The organism is Billgrantia ethanolica, from assembly GCF_021404305.1.
In the GTDB taxonomy this organism is placed as follows: domain Bacteria; phylum Pseudomonadota; class Gammaproteobacteria; order Pseudomonadales; family Halomonadaceae; genus Halomonas; species Halomonas ethanolica.
The window spans coordinates 1-15446 of the sequence record NZ_JABFTX010000002.1 but is presented as its reverse complement, the minus strand read 5'-3'; the positions used below and the strand labels follow the sequence as shown (position 1 = coordinate 15446).

General features: G+C 63.0%; 10 protein-coding genes, 4 tRNA genes and 2 rRNA genes. All 16 read right to left on the bottom strand.

All coding sequences use genetic code 11. The features are described 5' to 3' along the window. Nucleotides 1-134: 134 nt before the first annotated feature. Nucleotides 135-4355: a DNA-directed RNA polymerase subunit beta' gene (gene rpoC / locus HOP53_RS08845; RefSeq protein ID WP_234269729.1), complete on the bottom strand. Its 4221-nt coding sequence runs from the start codon at nt 4353-4355 to the stop codon at nt 135-137. A gap of 11 nt (nt 4356-4366) precedes the next feature. After that, nucleotides 4367-8446 (bottom strand): DNA-directed RNA polymerase subunit beta, encoded by a 4080-nt coding sequence (gene rpoB / locus HOP53_RS08840; protein ID WP_234269728.1) that lies wholly within the window; start codon nt 8444-8446, stop codon nt 4367-4369. 235 nt (nt 8447-8681) lie between these two features. Beyond that, complete coding sequence (rplL, locus tag HOP53_RS08835; RefSeq protein ID WP_010626459.1) at nt 8682-9053, bottom strand: 50S ribosomal protein L7/L12; 372 nt, start codon at nt 9051-9053, stop codon at nt 8682-8684. An 86-nt stretch (nt 9054-9139) separates the two neighbouring features. Beyond that, a complete protein-coding gene (gene rplJ, locus HOP53_RS08830; protein WP_010626458.1) occupies nt 9140-9643 on the bottom strand; it encodes a 50S ribosomal protein L10 in 504 nt (167 codons plus the stop codon). 265 nt (nt 9644-9908) lie between these two features. Then, nucleotides 9909-10601 carry a 50S ribosomal protein L1 gene (rplA, locus tag HOP53_RS08825; RefSeq protein ID WP_234269727.1) on the bottom strand — a complete coding sequence of 231 codons (693 nt, stop codon included), beginning with the start codon at nt 10599-10601 and terminating at the stop codon, nt 9909-9911. A 2-nt stretch (nt 10602-10603) separates the two neighbouring features. Then, nucleotides 10604-11035 (bottom strand): 50S ribosomal protein L11, encoded by a 432-nt coding sequence (rplK, locus tag HOP53_RS08820; RefSeq protein WP_043514686.1) that lies wholly within the window; start codon nt 11033-11035, stop codon nt 10604-10606. An 89-nt stretch (nt 11036-11124) separates the two neighbouring features. Then, complete coding sequence (gene nusG, locus HOP53_RS08815) at nt 11125-11658, bottom strand: transcription termination/antitermination protein NusG (RefSeq protein ID WP_010626455.1); 534 nt, start codon at nt 11656-11658, stop codon at nt 11125-11127. A gap of 8 nt (nt 11659-11666) precedes the next feature. Further along, the gene (gene secE, locus HOP53_RS08810) at nt 11667-12035 is read right to left on the bottom strand and encodes a preprotein translocase subunit SecE (RefSeq protein WP_234269726.1); all 369 of its coding nucleotides are present in this window, start codon (nt 12033-12035) and stop codon (nt 11667-11669) included. 67 nt (nt 12036-12102) lie between these two features. Next, a tRNA-Trp gene (locus tag HOP53_RS08805) sits at nt 12103-12178 on the bottom strand. A 142-nt stretch (nt 12179-12320) separates the two neighbouring features. Beyond that, nucleotides 12321-12395: transfer RNA gene (locus HOP53_RS08800), tRNA-Thr, on the bottom strand. A 37-nt stretch (nt 12396-12432) separates the two neighbouring features. Further along, nucleotides 12433-12506: transfer RNA gene (locus HOP53_RS08795), tRNA-Gly, on the bottom strand. 44 nt (nt 12507-12550) lie between these two features. Further along, nucleotides 12551-12634 (bottom strand) — tRNA-Tyr (locus HOP53_RS08790). A gap of 116 nt (nt 12635-12750) precedes the next feature. Next, on the bottom strand, nt 12751-13590 hold the full coding sequence (locus tag HOP53_RS08785) for a type III pantothenate kinase (protein WP_234269725.1): 840 nt from the start codon (nt 13588-13590) through the stop codon (nt 12751-12753). Next, the gene (locus HOP53_RS08780; protein ID WP_234269724.1) at nt 13587-14570 is read right to left on the bottom strand and encodes a biotin--[acetyl-CoA-carboxylase] ligase; all 984 of its coding nucleotides are present in this window, start codon (nt 14568-14570) and stop codon (nt 13587-13589) included. Before HOP53_RS08780 ends, HOP53_RS08785 begins: the two co-directional genes overlap by 4 nt. Before the next feature lie 419 nt (nt 14571-14989). Then, nucleotides 14990-15105: ribosomal RNA gene (gene rrf / locus HOP53_RS08775) — 5S ribosomal RNA — on the bottom strand. Nucleotides 15106-15210: 105 nt separating this feature from the next. Continuing rightward, nucleotides 15211-15446 (bottom strand): 23S ribosomal RNA (locus HOP53_RS08770); the annotation flags it as partial.

The following is a 15446-nucleotide window of genomic DNA, read 5'->3' as shown; positions in this document are numbered from 1 at the left end:
GACTCCAATGGTTGCCTTGCCTTTCAGCGGACGCGGGCGCACCCACCCCACTGTTAAAGGCTGCGCATTCTAAGGTCTAACGGGGTCAGGCGTCAAGCGACGGGGAGCTTCCCGGCACCTGACGCCCACCTCGCTTACAGCTCGTCGTCGTCCGAGTCGAGGGCGGTGAGCTGGGCACCCAGCTCCTGCTCGACGTCGAAAGCCGACGGGTGGAGCAGACGCTCGGTATCTTCCCGCTTGCGGCGACGCTCCTGATGGTGGGCCAGCCCCGTACCTGCCGGGATCAGACGACCGACCACCACGTTCTCCTTGAGGCCGCGCAGGTAGTCGCGCTTGCCGGTAACCGCCGCCTCGGTCAGCACCCGCGTGGTCTCCTGGAAGGAGGCCGCGGAGATGAACGATTCGGTGGCCAGGCTGGCCTTGGTGATACCCAGCAGCACGCGCTGGTAGCGAGCCGGGAATTTCTCGGCATGTTCAAGCAGCGTATTCTGCTCGAGCACCTTGACCAGTTCGACTTGGTCGCCCGGGATGAAATCCGAGTCGCCCGAGTCGGTGATCTCAACCTTGCGCAGCATCTGACGCACGATCACTTCGATGTGCTTGTCGTTGATGCCCACGCCCTGGAGGCGATAGACCTCCTGGATCTCAGCGGTGATGTACTTGGCCAGCTCCGCCACACCCAGCAGGCGCAGGATGTCGTGGGGGTTGCTCGGGCCATCGGAGATCACCTCGCCCTTCTCCACGGTCTCGCCTTCGAAGACCGCGATCTGGCGCCATTTCGGGATCAGCATCTCGAACGGATCGCCACCGTCGTCCGGCGTGATGGTCAGACGACGCTTGCCCTTGGTCTCCTTGCCGAAGCTGATCGTACCGCTGATCTCGGCGAGGATGGCCGGCTCCTTCGGCTTACGCGCTTCGAACAGATCGGCCACACGGGGCAGACCACCGGTGATGTCCTTGTTGCCGGACGCTTCCACCGGAATACGGGCGACGATTTCACCAATACCGATCTTGGCACCATGGTCGACCGAGACGATGGCCTTGCCGGGCAGCAAGTATTGCACCGGGGTGTTCGAGCCCGTCACGCTGATGGGCTCGCCGCTCTCGTCGGTGAGCAGGATCATCGGGCGGCTGTCGCGGCCGGCCTGCGGACGCGCCGCCGACTCGATCACCTCGATCGACGACAGGCCGGTCATCTCGTCCACGCTGCGGTGGATGGTGACGCCCTCGACCATGTCGACGTACTGCACCTTGCCCTCGACCTCGGCGATGATCGGGTGGGTGTGCGGATCCCACTTGGCGACCATCTGGCCGGCATCCACCGCGTCGCCGTCCTTGATCGACAGCTCGGCGCCGTAGGGCAGCTTGTAGTATTCGCGCTCTCGGCCGTGCTCGTCGGCCACCGCCAGGGCGCTGGAACGGGACACCACCACCAGCTTGCCGTCGGTGCGCTCGACGAACTTCATGTTGTGCAGACGGACCTTGCCGCCGTGCTTGACCTGCACGCTGTCCACCGCGGAGGCACGCGATGCCGCACCGCCGATGTGGAAGGTACGCATGGTCAACTGGGTACCCGGCTCACCGATCGACTGGGCGGCGATGACGCCGACGGCCTCACCGATATTGACCTGATGCCCGCGGGCCAGATCGCGGCCGTAGCACGACGAGCAGACCCCGTGAGTCGATTCGCAGGTGATGGCACTGCGCACCACGATCTCGTCGACGCCCATGGTGTCGAGACGCTCGCACCAGGCTTCGTCGAGCAGGGTGCCCTTCTCGATCAGCACTTCTTCGGTGCTGGGGTCGATGACGTCCTGGGCCACCACGCGACCCAGCACGCGCTGGGCCAGGGAGACGATGATGTCGCCGCCTTCGATGACCGGGTGCAGGGTCAGGCCCTGCTCGGTGCCGCAATCGGTCTCGGTGATCACCATGTCCTGCGCCACGTCGACCAGACGACGGGTCAGGTAACCGGAGTTGGCGGTCTTGAGGGCGGTATCCGCCAGACCCTTACGCGCGCCGTGGGTCGAGATGAAGTACTGCAGTACGTTCAGACCCTCGCGGAAGTTGGCCACGATGGGTGTCTCGATGATCGAGCCGTCCGGCTTGGCCATCAGACCACGCATACCCGCCAGCTGACGGATCTGAGCCGCGCTACCCCGGGCACCGGAGTCGGCCATGATGAACACGCTGTTGAACGAGTCCTGTTCCACCTCGTTGCCGTCGCGGTCGATCACGGTCTCCTTGGAGATACCCGCCATCATCGCCTTGGCCACCTTGTCGTTGGCCTTGGACCAGATATCGATGACCTTGTTGTACTTCTCACCGGCGGTGACGAGACCGGAGGAGAACTGGTCCTCGATCTCCTTGACCTCGGCCTCGGCGGCTTCGACGATCTCGCTCTTGGCGTCGGGAATGACGAAGTCGTTGACGCCGATGGAAGCGCCGGACCAGGTCGCCATACGGAAACCGGTGTACATCAACTGGTCGGCAAAGATCACCGTCGGCTTGAGGCCGGCACGACGATACACCTCGTTGAGCAGCTTGGAGATCGCCTTCTTCTTCATCGGCTGATCGACCAGCTCGAACGGCACGCCGTCGGGCAGGATACGGAACAGCAGCGCACGACCCACAGTGGTGTCGTAGAGGGTGCGGGCGGTGCTGTGCTCACCGCTCTCCTCGTCGATGATCACCTCGGTGAGACGCACCTTGACCCGGGCATGCAGCGACACGCTCTGGGTACCGAAGGCACGCTCCACCTCCTTGAGGTCGGAGAACACCATGCCCTCGCCCTTGGCGTTGATCTTCTCGCGGGTCATGTAGTACAGACCCAGCACCACGTCCTGAGACGGCACGATGATCGGGTCACCGTTGGCCGGCGACAGCACGTTGTTGGTGGCCATCATCAGCGCCCGCGCCTCGAGCTGGGCTTCCAGCGTCAGCGGCACGTGTACCGCCATCTGGTCACCGTCGAAGTCGGCGTTGTAGGCGGCACATACCAGCGGGTGCAGCTGGATCGCCTTGCCCTCGATCAGCAGCGGCTCGAAGGCCTGGATGCCGAGACGGTGCAGGGTCGGCGCACGGTTGAGCAGCACCGGGTGTTCGCGGATGACGTCGGCGAGGATGTCCCACACCTCGGGCAGCTCGCGCTCGACCATCTTCTTGGCTGCCTTGATGGTGGAAGCATGACCCAAGGTCTGCAGCTTGGAATAGATGAACGGCTTGAACAGCTCGAGCGCCATCTTCTTCGGCAGACCGCACTGGTGCAGACGCAGGGTCGGCCCCACGGTGATCACCGAACGGCCGGAGTAGTCGACGCGCTTGCCCAGCAGGTTCTGACGGAAGCGCCCCTGCTTGCCCTTGATCATGTCGGCCAGCGACTTCAGCGGACGCTTGTTGGAGCCGGTGATGGCCCGGCCACGACGACCGTTGTCGAGCAGCGCATCGACCGCTTCCTGCAGCATGCGCTTCTCGTTGCGCACGATGATGTCCGGCGCGTTAAGGTCGAGCAGCCGCTTCAAGCGGTTGTTGCGGTTGATCACCCGACGATACAGGTCGTTGAGGTCGGAGGTGGCGAAGCGACCGCCGTCCAGCGGCACCAGCGGACGCAGGTCCGGCGGCAGCACCGGCAGCACTTCCATGACCATCCACGCCGGATCGTTGCCGGAGTTGAGGAAGGCCTCCAGCAGCTTGAGCCGCTTGGAGAGCTTCTTGATCTTGGTCTCGGAGTTGGTCTGCGGGATCTCCTCGCGCAGGCGGTCGACCTCCTCGGCGAGGTCGATGTCCTTGAGCAGCGCCTGGATGGCCTCGGCGCCCATGCGGGCATCGAAGTCGTCACCGAACTCCTCGAGGGCCTCGAAGTACTGCTCGTCGTTGAGCAGTTGGCCGCGCTCCAGGGTGGTCATGCCCGGATCGATGACCACGAAGCTCTCGAAATAGAGCACCCGCTCGATGTCGCGCAGGGTCATGTCGAGGAACATGCCGATACGCGACGGCAGCGACTTGAGGAACCAGATGTGCGCCACCGGCGAGGCCAGCTCGATGTGGCCCATGCGCTCGCGGCGCACGGCGGCCTTGGTCACCTCGACGCCGCACTTCTCGCAGATGATGCCGCGGTGCTTCATGCGCTTGTACTTGCCGCACAGGCACTCGTAGTCCTTCACCGGACCGAAGATCTTGGCGCAGAACAGCCCGTCCCGCTCCGGCTTGAAGGTGCGGTAGTTGATGGTCTCGGGCTTCTTGACCTCGCCATAGGACCAGGAGCGAATCATGTCCGGCGAGGCGAGCGAGATCTTGATCGCGTCGAACTCTTCGGACTGTGATTGCGATTTGAGGACTTTCACCAAATCTTTCATGGAGTCGGCTCCTAGCTCTCTAACTCGATATCGATGCCCAGCGAACGGATTTCCTTCACCAGTACGTTGAAGGATTCCGGCATGCCGGCATGCATGGTGTGGTCGCCGTCGACGATGCTCTTGTACATCTTGGTGCGACCTTCCACGTCGTCGGACTTCACCGTGAGCATCTCCTGGAGGGTATAGGCGGCGCCGTAAGCTTCCAGCGCCCACACCTCCATCTCACCGAAACGCTGACCGCCGAACTGCGCCTTACCGCCCAGCGGCTGCTGGGTGACGAGCGAGTAGGAGCCAGTGGAACGGGCGTGCATCTTGTCGTCCACCAGGTGGTTGAGCTTGAGCATGTACATATAGCCCACCGTCACCGGGCGGTCGAAGGCGTCACCGGTACGCCCGTCGTACAGCGCCATCTGGCCGGAATCCGGCAGACCCGCCAGGCGCAGCAGGTGCTTGATCTCGCTTTCCGCCGCGCCATCGAAGACCGGCGAGGCCATCGGCACACCGCCGCGCAGGTTCTTGGCCAGGGCGATCACCTCGTCGTCGGAGAGCGACTCGATGTCCTCGATCCGGGTACCTTCGGTGGAGTTGTACACCTTGCCCAGGAACTCGCGTATCTCGCTCACCTGCTGGGTGCGTGCATCGCGCAGCAGAGCGTCGATCTTGACGCCCAGGCCCTGGGCCGCCAGGCCCAGGTGGGTCTCGAGGATCTGACCGACGTTCATCCGCGACGGTACGCCCAGCGGGTTGAGGACGATGTCCACCGGCACGCCGTTGTCGTCGAAAGGCATGTCTTCTACCGGCATGATCGCCGAGATGACACCCTTGTTACCGTGACGGCCGGCCATCTTGTCACCCGGCTGGATGCGACGCTTGACCGCCATGTAGACCTTGACGATCTTGAGCACGCCCGGCGCCAGGTCGTCGCCCTGGGTCAGCTTGCGCTTCTTGTCCTCGAAGCGCTCCTCCATCTCCTTGCGACGGTTCTCCAACTGCTCGTCGGCCTGGGCCAACAGCTCGTTGAGCGACTCGTCCTGCAGACGCAGCTTGAACCACTGCTGACGCGGCAGTTCGTCGAGGTAGCTGTCGGAGAGCACGTCGCCCTTCTTCAGCTTGGGTCCGCCATTGACCGGCTGGCCGGAGAGCGTGCGCTTGAGACGCTCGAAGGTGGCGTCCTCGGCGATGCGGTAGGTCTCCTGCAGGTCCTTGCGCACCTCGTCGAGCTGCATCTGCTCGATGGCCAGCGCCCGGGAGTCCTTCTCCACGCCGTCGCGGGTGAAGACCTGCACGTCGATCACGGTCCCGCGCATGCCGGTGGGGGCACGCAGCGAGGTGTCCTTCACGTCGGAAGCCTTCTCACCGAAGATCGCCCGCAGCAGCTTTTCTTCCGGGGTCAGCTGGGTCTCGCCCTTGGGCGTGACCTTGCCCACCAGGATGTCGCCCGGGCCGACTTCGGCACCGATGTAGACCACGCCGGCCTCATCCAGCTTGGAGAGTGCCGACTCGCCCACGTTGGGGATGTCCGAGGTGATCTCCTCCGGTCCCAGCTTGGTATCGCGGGAAACGCAGGTCAGCTCCTGGATATGGATGGTGGTGAAGCGATCCTCCTGCACCACGCGCTCCGAGAGCAGAATCGAGTCCTCGAAGTTGTAGCCGTTCCAGGGCATGAAGGCGATGCGCATGTTCTGGCCCAGCGCCAGGTCGCCCATGTCGACGGAGGGACCGTCGGCCAGGATGTCGCCACGCTCGACCACGTCGCCCGGACGCACGATGGGGCGTTGGTTCATGCAGGTGTTCTGGTTGGAACGCACGTACTTGGTGAGGTTGTAGATGTCGACGCCGGCTTCACCGCCGATGATCTCGTCCTCGTTGATACGTACCACGATGCGCTTGGCGTCGACCGAGTCGATCACCCCGCCGCGACGCGCCACGGCACATACGCCGGAGTCACGGGCGACGAAGCGCTCCATGCCGGTACCCACCAGCGGCTTTTCGGCGCGCAGGGTCGGCACCGCCTGACGCTGCATGTTCGAGCCCATCAGAGCTCGGTTGGCGTCGTCGTGCTCGAGGAACGGAATCAGCGCCGCGGCCACGGAGACCACCTGACGCGGAGACACGTCCATCAGGGTGACCTGCTCGGGGCGCATGAAGGTGGTCTCGCCCTTGTGGCGCACCTGCACCAGGTCGTCGACCAGCTTGCCGCTCTCATCGACAGTGGCCGAAGCCTGGGCGATGATGAAGTCGCCTTCCTCGATGGCCGAGAGGTGCACCACCTCGTCGGTGACCTGGCGATCCACCACCTTGCGATACGGCGTCTCGAGGAAGCCGTAGCTGTTGGTGTGGCTATAGGTGGCCAGCGAGTTGATCAGACCGATGTTCGGGCCTTCCGGGGTCTCGATCGGACACAGACGGCCATAGTGGGTGGCGTGAACGTCGCGCACCTCGAAGCCGGCCCGCTCGCGGGTCAGGCCGCCCGGACCAAGCGCGGAGACGCGGCGCTTGTGGGTGACCTCGGAGAGCGGATTGTTCTGGTCCATGAACTGCGAGAGCTGGCTGGAACCGAAGAACTCCTTGACCGCCGCCGCCACCGGCTTGGCATTGATCAGGTCCTGCGGCATCAGGCCTTCGCTCTCGGCCATGGAGAGACGTTCCTTGACCGCACGCTCGACGCGCACCAGGCCCACGCGGAACTGGTTCTCGGCCATCTCGCCGACGCAGCGGATACGACGGTTGCCCAGGTGATCGATATCGTCGACTTCGCCGAAGCCGTTACGGATGTAGATCAGCTCCTTGAGCACGTCGAGGATGTCACGATTGTCGAGCACGCCGGAGCCGACGTCGGAATCACGACGCAGGCGACGGTTGAACTTCATGCGACCGACGCCGGAAAGGTCGTAGCGGTCTTCGGTGAAGAACAGGTTGTGGAACAGCGTCTCGGCGGCTTCCTTGGTGGGCGGCTCGCCGGGGCGCATCATGCGGTAGATCTCGACCAGCGCCTCGAGCTGCGAGCTGGTGGTATCCAGACGCAGGGTCTCGGAGACGAACGGGCCGCAGTCGAGATCGTTGGTGTACAGCGTCTCGAGCTTGGTGATGCCGGCCTGGCCCAGCTTCTCGAGCAGTTCCGGGGTGATCACGCTGTTGCAGGGGCAGATCAGCTCGCCGGTATTGGCATCGACCTGATCCTTGGCCAGGGTCTTGCCGAACAGGTAGTCCATCGGCACTTCGAGGCGCTCGAGGCCTGCCTTCTCCAACTGACGGATGTGCTTCTGGGTGATACGGCGACCTTCCTCGACGATCAGGTTGCCATCCGCATCCTTGATGTCGAAGGTGGCGGTTTCGCCACGCAGGCGCGACGGCACCAGCTCCACCGAGAAACCGCTCTTCTCGATGTGGAAGACGCTGGTGTCGAAGAACTCGTCGAGGATCTCCTCGGCGCTCATACCCAGCGCGCGCAGCAGCACCGTGGCCGGCAGCTTGCGGCGACGGTCGATGCGCACGAAGACGTTGTCCTTGGGATCGAACTCGAAGTCGAGCCAGGAGCCGCGGTAAGGAATCACACGAGCGGAATAGAGCAGCTTGCCCGAGGAGTGGCTCTTGCCCTTGTCATGATCGAAGAACACGCCCGGCGAGCGATGCAGCTGGGAGACGATGACCCGCTCGGTGCCGTTGACCACGAAGGTGCCGTTCTCGGTCATCAGGGGGATCTCCCCCATGTAGACTTCCTGCTCCTTGATGTCCTTGATGGCCTTGTTGGAAGAGTCGCGATCGTAGATGATCAAGCGAACCTTGACCCGCAAGGGAGCGGAGTAGGTGACGCCACGCAGCTGGCACTCCTTGACGTCGAAGGCCGGGGTACCGAAGCGATAGCTGACGTACTCGAGCGCCGCGTTGCCGGAGAAGCTCTCGATCGGGAACACGGACTTGAACGCCGCATGCAGTCCGGTCTCGAGGCGCTCATCGGGCGCGCGGTCCTGCTGGAGGAAGTCGTAGTAGGAATCAAGCTGGATCGCCAGCAGGTAGGGCACATCCATCACTTGGGGCAGTTTGCCGAAATCCTTGCGGATGCGTTTTTTCTCAGTGTATGAGTAAGCCATCTGTATTCCCCAGCTTGTTCACCATGGGTGACCGATGCGTGGTCGGCGCCGCCCGACGAGACCGCCCCCGTCAGGCGCTGACGGCAAGCTCCACAGGGGGTAGCTCGCCGTCGGGATTCTGCTAGCGACGCTGCGTCAGCAAGGCGCTAGTGCAACAGAAAAAGGCCGGCAGCGGGAGGGCCCGCCACCAGCCGTGGAAGCTTACGCAGCGCGTGAAGCCATGGAAACCAAGGGGTTACTTGAGTTCCACGGTGGCGCCGGCTTCTTCCAGCTTCTTCTTGGCCTCATCGGCCTCTGCCTTGGGCATGGCTTCCTTGATGGTAGCCGGGGCGCCGTCGACGGCAGCCTTGGCTTCCTTCAGGCCCAGACCGGTGATCTCGCGCACAGCCTTGATCACGTTGACCTTCTTGTCGCCGGCGCTGGCCAGCACCAGGTCGAACTCGGTCTGCTCTTCGGCAGCGGCTTCACCACCAGCAGCCGGACCGGCCACAACGGCGGCAGCGGCAGAGACGCCGAACTTCTCTTCCATCGCTTCGATCAGCTCGACGACTTCCATCACGGACATGTCGGCGACGGCGTTGATGATGTCTTCTTTGGTCAGTGCCATTTCGGTATTCCTAACTTTGCGGGAGCCTCGGCGCACCGAGCGCTCTATTCAGTGTTCGATTCAGGCTACAGCAACGAGTTCGCCGATTAGGCGGCCTGTTCCTGCTTCTGGTCGCGCAGGGCGGCCAGAGTACGAACCAGCTTGCCGGCAGATGCTTCCTTCATGACGGACATCAGCTTGGCGATTGCCTCGTCATAAGTCGGCAGGGTTGCCAGACGGTCAATGTCGCTTGCCGCAATCAGCTCGCCTTCGTAGGCCAGCGCCTTGACTTCGAAGTTCTTCTCATCCTTGGCGAAATCCTTGAACAGACGGGCGGCAGCGCCCGGATGCTCGGTGGAAAACGCCAGCAGAGTCGGACCGACGAAGCTCTCGTTCAGACACTCCCACTGAGTGCCGGAAAGGGCGCGGCGTGCCAGGGTGTTGCGAACAACACGCAGCTGGACGCCATTCTCGCGGGCCTGCTTGCGCAGACCGGTCATCTTCTCGACCGTGACGCCACGAGAATCGGCAACTACGACGGAGAGTGCGCTCTTGGCAGCTTCACTGACCTCGGCAACGATCGCCTTCTTGCCTTCGAGTGCTAGTGGCACAGTGATCACTCCTTCGTGCCGGAACCGCATAAGCGGACTCCGGTGGTTACCATCTCTCCCCTCAGCGCAAGCGCCGATGGGAGTCCTGGGTGATGGTGCTCACCAGCGTTCTGGCGGCCACACCATCTGCGCAGGCACCCCTAGGGGAGATTAAGCCGCCCACTCGAAAGAGGGCGGCACCTGCGGTCTTTGACGGTGCCCCTCGCCCCTGCCAGGCAGGACCTCGGGGACCGCAAAGTTCTTGCAACTCTTCTCTACCGCGTCCTTAGACGAGGGCAGAGTGGTCGAGGGTCAGGCCCGGGCCCATGGTAGTGGACAGGGTGACCTTCTTGAAATAGATACCCTTGGACGTGCTCGGCTTGAGACGCTTGAGGTCCGCGACCAGCGCTTCCAGGTTGCCGCGGATGGCGTCGGCATCGAAGTCGACCTTGCCCAGAGTGGTGTGAATGATGCCGTTCTTGTCGGTACGGAAACGCACCTGACCGGCCTTGGCATTCTTCACCGCGGTGGCCACGTCGGGCGTCACGGTGCCGACCTTGGGGTTTGGCATCAGGCCGCGCGGACCGAGGATCTGGCCCAGCTGACCGACCACGCGCATGGCGTCCGGCGAAGCGATGACCACGTCGAAGTCGAGCTGACCTTTCTTGACCTGCTCGGCCAGGTCGTCCATGCCGACGATATCGGCACCGGCTTCCTTGGCGGCGTCTGCATTGGCACCCTGAGCGAACACGGCAACGCGCACGTCCTTGCCGGTACCGTTGGGCATGACGGTAGCGCCACGCACCACCTGGTCGGATTTACGCGGATCGACGCCCAGATTGATGGCGACGTCCAGCGACTCCTTGAATTTCACGGTAGAGAGCTCGGCAAGCAGAGCCACGGCCTCTTCCAGACTGTAAGCCTTGGAGGCGTCAACCCTCTCGCGAATCATCTGAGCGCGCTTGGAAAGCTTGGCCATGATCAGAGACCCTCCACGTTGAGGCCCATGCTGCGGGCACTACCGGCAATGGTACGCACCGCGGCGTCGAGATCGGCAGCCGTCAGATCCGGCTCCTTGGTCTTGGCAATCTCTTCGAGCTGTTCACGGGTCACGGTGCCGACCTTCTTCTTGTTCGGCTCACCGGAGCCGGACTTGATGCCAGCCGCCTTCTTCAGCAGGACGGCCGCCGGCGGCGTCTTGGTGATGAAGGTGAAGCTGCGGTCGGAATAGACGGTGATCACCACGGGAGTTGGCAGACCCGGCTCGATCTCCTGCGTCGCGGCGTTGAACGCCTTGCAGAACTCCATGATGTTCACGCCGTGCTGACCCAGCGCGGGGCCCACGGGGGGACTCGGATTGGCCTTACCAGCTGCAACCTGCAGCTTGATGTAAGCCTGTACTTTCTTGGCCATGAGTAGACTCCAGTTGGGTAGTAGCGCCTTGCGGCTCCCCGGGTTAAACGGCCGCCTAAGCGGCCACAAAGCAAATCAGAGGTCGAGAATCATTCCTTCTCGACCTGCGAGAACTCGAGTTCGACAGGCGTCGCCCGACCGAAGATCAGCACGCTGACCTGCAGGCGACTCTTGTCGTAGTTGACCTCTTCGACCACGCCATTGAAGTCGGCAAAGGGACCATCAATGACCCGCACGGACTGACCCGGCTCGAACATGGTCTTGGGCCGCGGCTTGTCGCTGCCGTCCTTCACGCGACGCAGGATGGCGTCAGCCTCTTTCTGGGTGATCGGCGCCGGCTTCTCCTTGGTACCACCGATGAACCCCATCACGCGCGGGGTCTCGTTGACCAGGTGCCAGGTCCCGTCGTCCATCTCCATCTCGACCAGCACGTAGCCGGGATAGAACTTGCGCTCGCTCTTGCGACGCTTGCCGTCACGCACCTCGACGACCTCTTCGGTCGGCACCAGGATCTCGCCAAAGCGATCCTCCATGCCATACATCTTCACGCGCTCCTTGAGGGAGCGCATGACATGCTTCTCGAAGCCGGAGTAGGCGTGAACGACGTACCAACGCTTGGACATGAAGACTCCTAACCGATGACGCCGGACATCGCCCAGCTAAGAAGGGTGTCGATCAGCCACAGCATCAGCCCGACGATCAGCACTGCGACCAGCACGATGGCGGTCGTCTGCACCGTTTCGGGACGGGTCGGCCACACCACACGCTGAATCTCTTTCTTGGCGCTCTTGGCCAGTTCGGCGAGATCGCGCCCCCTGGCGGTCGTCAGGGCAAGTCCGGCAGCACCCAGACAGAGCACCACGACACCAAGCACACGATAGAGAAGCGCCTGATCGGCGAAGTAGGTATTGCCCACCACAGCAAGCGTCACCAGCGTGACGACAACCGCCCACTTGAGCCCGTCGTGGCGCGACTCCTGCACCTCGGCGTTGTGTTTCATGAAAACGAGACTCCTCAGGGTGCGGCAATCGAGCATGTTCGTATGAAGAAGCCAACCTGGGGAAGGTTGGCAGGCCAGGAGGGAATCGAACCCCCAACCTGCGGTTTTGGAGACCGCTGCTCTGCCAATTGAGCTACTGGCCTGTACCTGTTACGCAGCACCTCTTGCAGACGCAGACGCAACAGCGGGCGCCATGATAGCGGATGCTCCGCCTCGTGGCAACCCTTCCCGACGCAACTGCGCCGTGAAGAAAAGAAAGGCGAGCCCAGGCCCGCCTTTCTGTATTGGAGCTCATGGACGGATTTGAACCGTCGACCTCACCCTTACCAAGGGTGTGCTCTACCCCTGAGCTACATGAGCAAAACCTTTCGCACCCAAGCTATCACAGCTGAACACCTGGAGCGGGCAGCGGGAATCGAACCCGCACCATCAGCTTGGAAGGCTGAGGTTCTACCATTGAACTATGCCCGCCTACCCACTCTTCCCATCCAGACTCACACCTCGATGGGACAATCTGGTGGAGGGGGAAGGATTCGAACCTTCGAAGCTTTCGCGGCAGATTTACAGTCTGCTCCCTTTGGCCACTCGGGAACCCCTCCAGATGGCGGCTCATTCTACCGCCTACCGAAGCCATGTCAAGCGCTTACTTATCAGCCACTTGCCGAAAAGCCCGCCAGTGCGGCGACCCCTTGGCCTCGGAACGCGCTGCATTGTGTCAAAGCAGCATGGAGAATGCAAGGCCTGCCCTGATTTTTTCGAGGCCTGCAGGTTCAGGCACGCGTGGCGCACCCGACATGCGCCCGGCTCGCTCGGCGGCGGTCAGCGGAAAACACGCCTCGAGCCCGCCATAGACCATGTCAGGCCATATCGCATGGGGCGAATGTACCCCTCGCGCCACCACGCGCGCATCACCGCCCGTCAGCAGCAGCGGCAAGGCGATCCCTTCACGGTCGCAGACCTCGGCATAGATTCGATTGACGGCACTGACAGCGGCCAGATAGATGCCATGATTCACGGCCTCGACGGTACGCCGCCCCGGCAGCAGCAGCTCCTCTGCCTCGCTATCGGGATCGATGGCCACATTGCGCGTGCCGAGCTGCAGGCTCTCCTTCATCAGACGCAGCCCCGGCAGGATATAGCCCCCCAGGTGACGCCCGCCCGGCAGCACGAAATCGATGGTAATGGCACTGCCGCAATCCACGGCGCAGCACCCACCGGCCAGCTGGTAGCCGGCCAGCACGCCCATCCAGCGATCGACGCCCAGACGATGAGGCTCCTGGTAGCCGTTGACCACGCCCAAGGCTTCGGGTACCGAGCGCGCCACATGGACGCTGCGCACCCGGCTCTGCAGCAGCGTGACCGTCTGCTCCAGCACCGCCTGGCGCGCAACGCTCGAGATTCGCACCGCCTCCACCACGTCAAGATCGGGAATATCGGAGCCGGGCTTCCACTCCTCGCGGGTCCAGACGGCTCCCCGTGAGCGAATCTCGCTGCTGTCGGCATCCTTCAGCCGCCACTTGGAAAGCGTATTGCCGATGTCCAGGTCAAGGATCATGTACGCCCACGCACGCTGATCTCACCACCTCCCAGGCGCTCTCGCCCACGCTCATGGCAAACCCAGAGGTTGCCAGAGGCATCGACGGTTTCGGCCGTTGCCGTGAACCGCTGCTGCCCTCTCTGCACTTCGACCTGACAACCCTGAAAGGCATGCCGTGCATTCCACTCCTCTTGCCAGGCGACAAAACCGGATGCCTCATACTCGGCCAGCAGCGGCATGAGCTCATCCAACAGCTCAGCTGCCAGGCGATTGCGTGAGAGCGACGCGGCCTGATCATGTACGGCAGCCACCCTCTGCTCGATCGTCTCTCGGAAGCTCGCCGGAAGGTCGAAGTTGATGCCCATGCCCACCACGACCTCACACGGACCCGCTGCGTCCCCGCTGATTTCGACCAAGATGCCTGCCAGCTTGCCCAGATGCCCCGCCTCATCCTCGAGTAGCACATCATTCGGCCACTTGAGCCTGGAAGATACACCGTGGCGCTCCAGTACGCGAGACAGCGCGACCCCCACCGCGAGGCTCAACCCCTCCAGCGCCACCACGCCGGTTTCGAAGCGCCACCCGACCGACAGCATCAGCGCACGCCCCCAGGGCGTCGTCCAGACCCGCCCACGCCGTCCGCGCCCCGCACTCTGCTGCTCCACCAGGCACACTTCGCCATGCCCGGCACCTTGAGCGAAGCGCTGGCGAATGAATTCGTTGCTCGAGGGAAGCGTCTCCTCGACGAAGAGCCTGGCCAGATGCTGCCGCCCCTTGCGCGACAGTTCGGCCACGATTCGCGACCCATCCAGCAGCTCCAGCGGCGCAGAGAGGCGGTACCCCTGCCCCTTGACCGCCTCGAGCGGGATCTCCATTGCCTCGAGCTTCTTGAGCTGCTTCCACACCGCGGTGCGCGATACACCCAGCCGTTCCCCCAACTGCTCGCCGGAATGGAACTCTCCGTCGCTCAGCAGCCGAATGAGATCACCGATGGTCATGCTCTATTGCCCTGGTCGGGAAAAAAGTCATTCTAGCGAACTGCCGCTGCGGCGGAAACGCATTGATCGGATAAAGAAAAACCCCGAGCTCGGCTAAGCTCGGGGTTTGGGAGAGATAAGGGCCTAAACGGCGAAACCCCGACCAGTTGGCCGGGGTTTCTGAATAAGTGCCTGACGATGTCCCGGGCGGCGCTCCGCTACTCTCGCATGGGGGGGTGAGAGCGCCCCGCCCTTCGCGGACCGGCCCCACGAAACAGAGAGCGGGCCGACCCATGCCCATGAAAAAATCCTGAGCACTTTCGTACTCGGGATTTTTGGAATAAATGCCTGACGATGTCCAGGGCGGCTCCCCGCTACTCTCCATGGGAGGCCCCTAAACGACGAAACCCCGACCAGTTGGCCGGGGTTTCTGAAGAAGTGCCTGACGATGACCTACTCTCGCATGGGGAGGCCCCACACTACCATCGGCGCTGAGCGGTTTCACTGCTGAGTTCGGCATGGGATCAGGTGGTTCCCACTCGCTATGGTCGTCAGGCGAAAACGGTTGGAATCATGCTGACGCGATCGTCTCGTCCGTGCCTTGCGGTCACGGGGCGTATCCGTCAATTGCGCGCGCAATGCGCAGACCCCTTGGGGTTATATGGTCAAGCCTCACGGGCCATTAGTACCGGTTAGCTCAACGCCTTGCAGCGCTTCCACACCCGGCCTATCAACCAGCTGGTCTCGCTGGGCCCTTCAGGAGGCTCGAGGCCTCGGGGATGTCTCATCTTGAAGGGGGCTTCCCGCTTAGATGCTTTCAGCGGTTATCCCGTCCGCACGTAGCTACCCGGCAATGCCACTGGCGTGACAACCGGAACACCAGAGGTGCGTCCACTC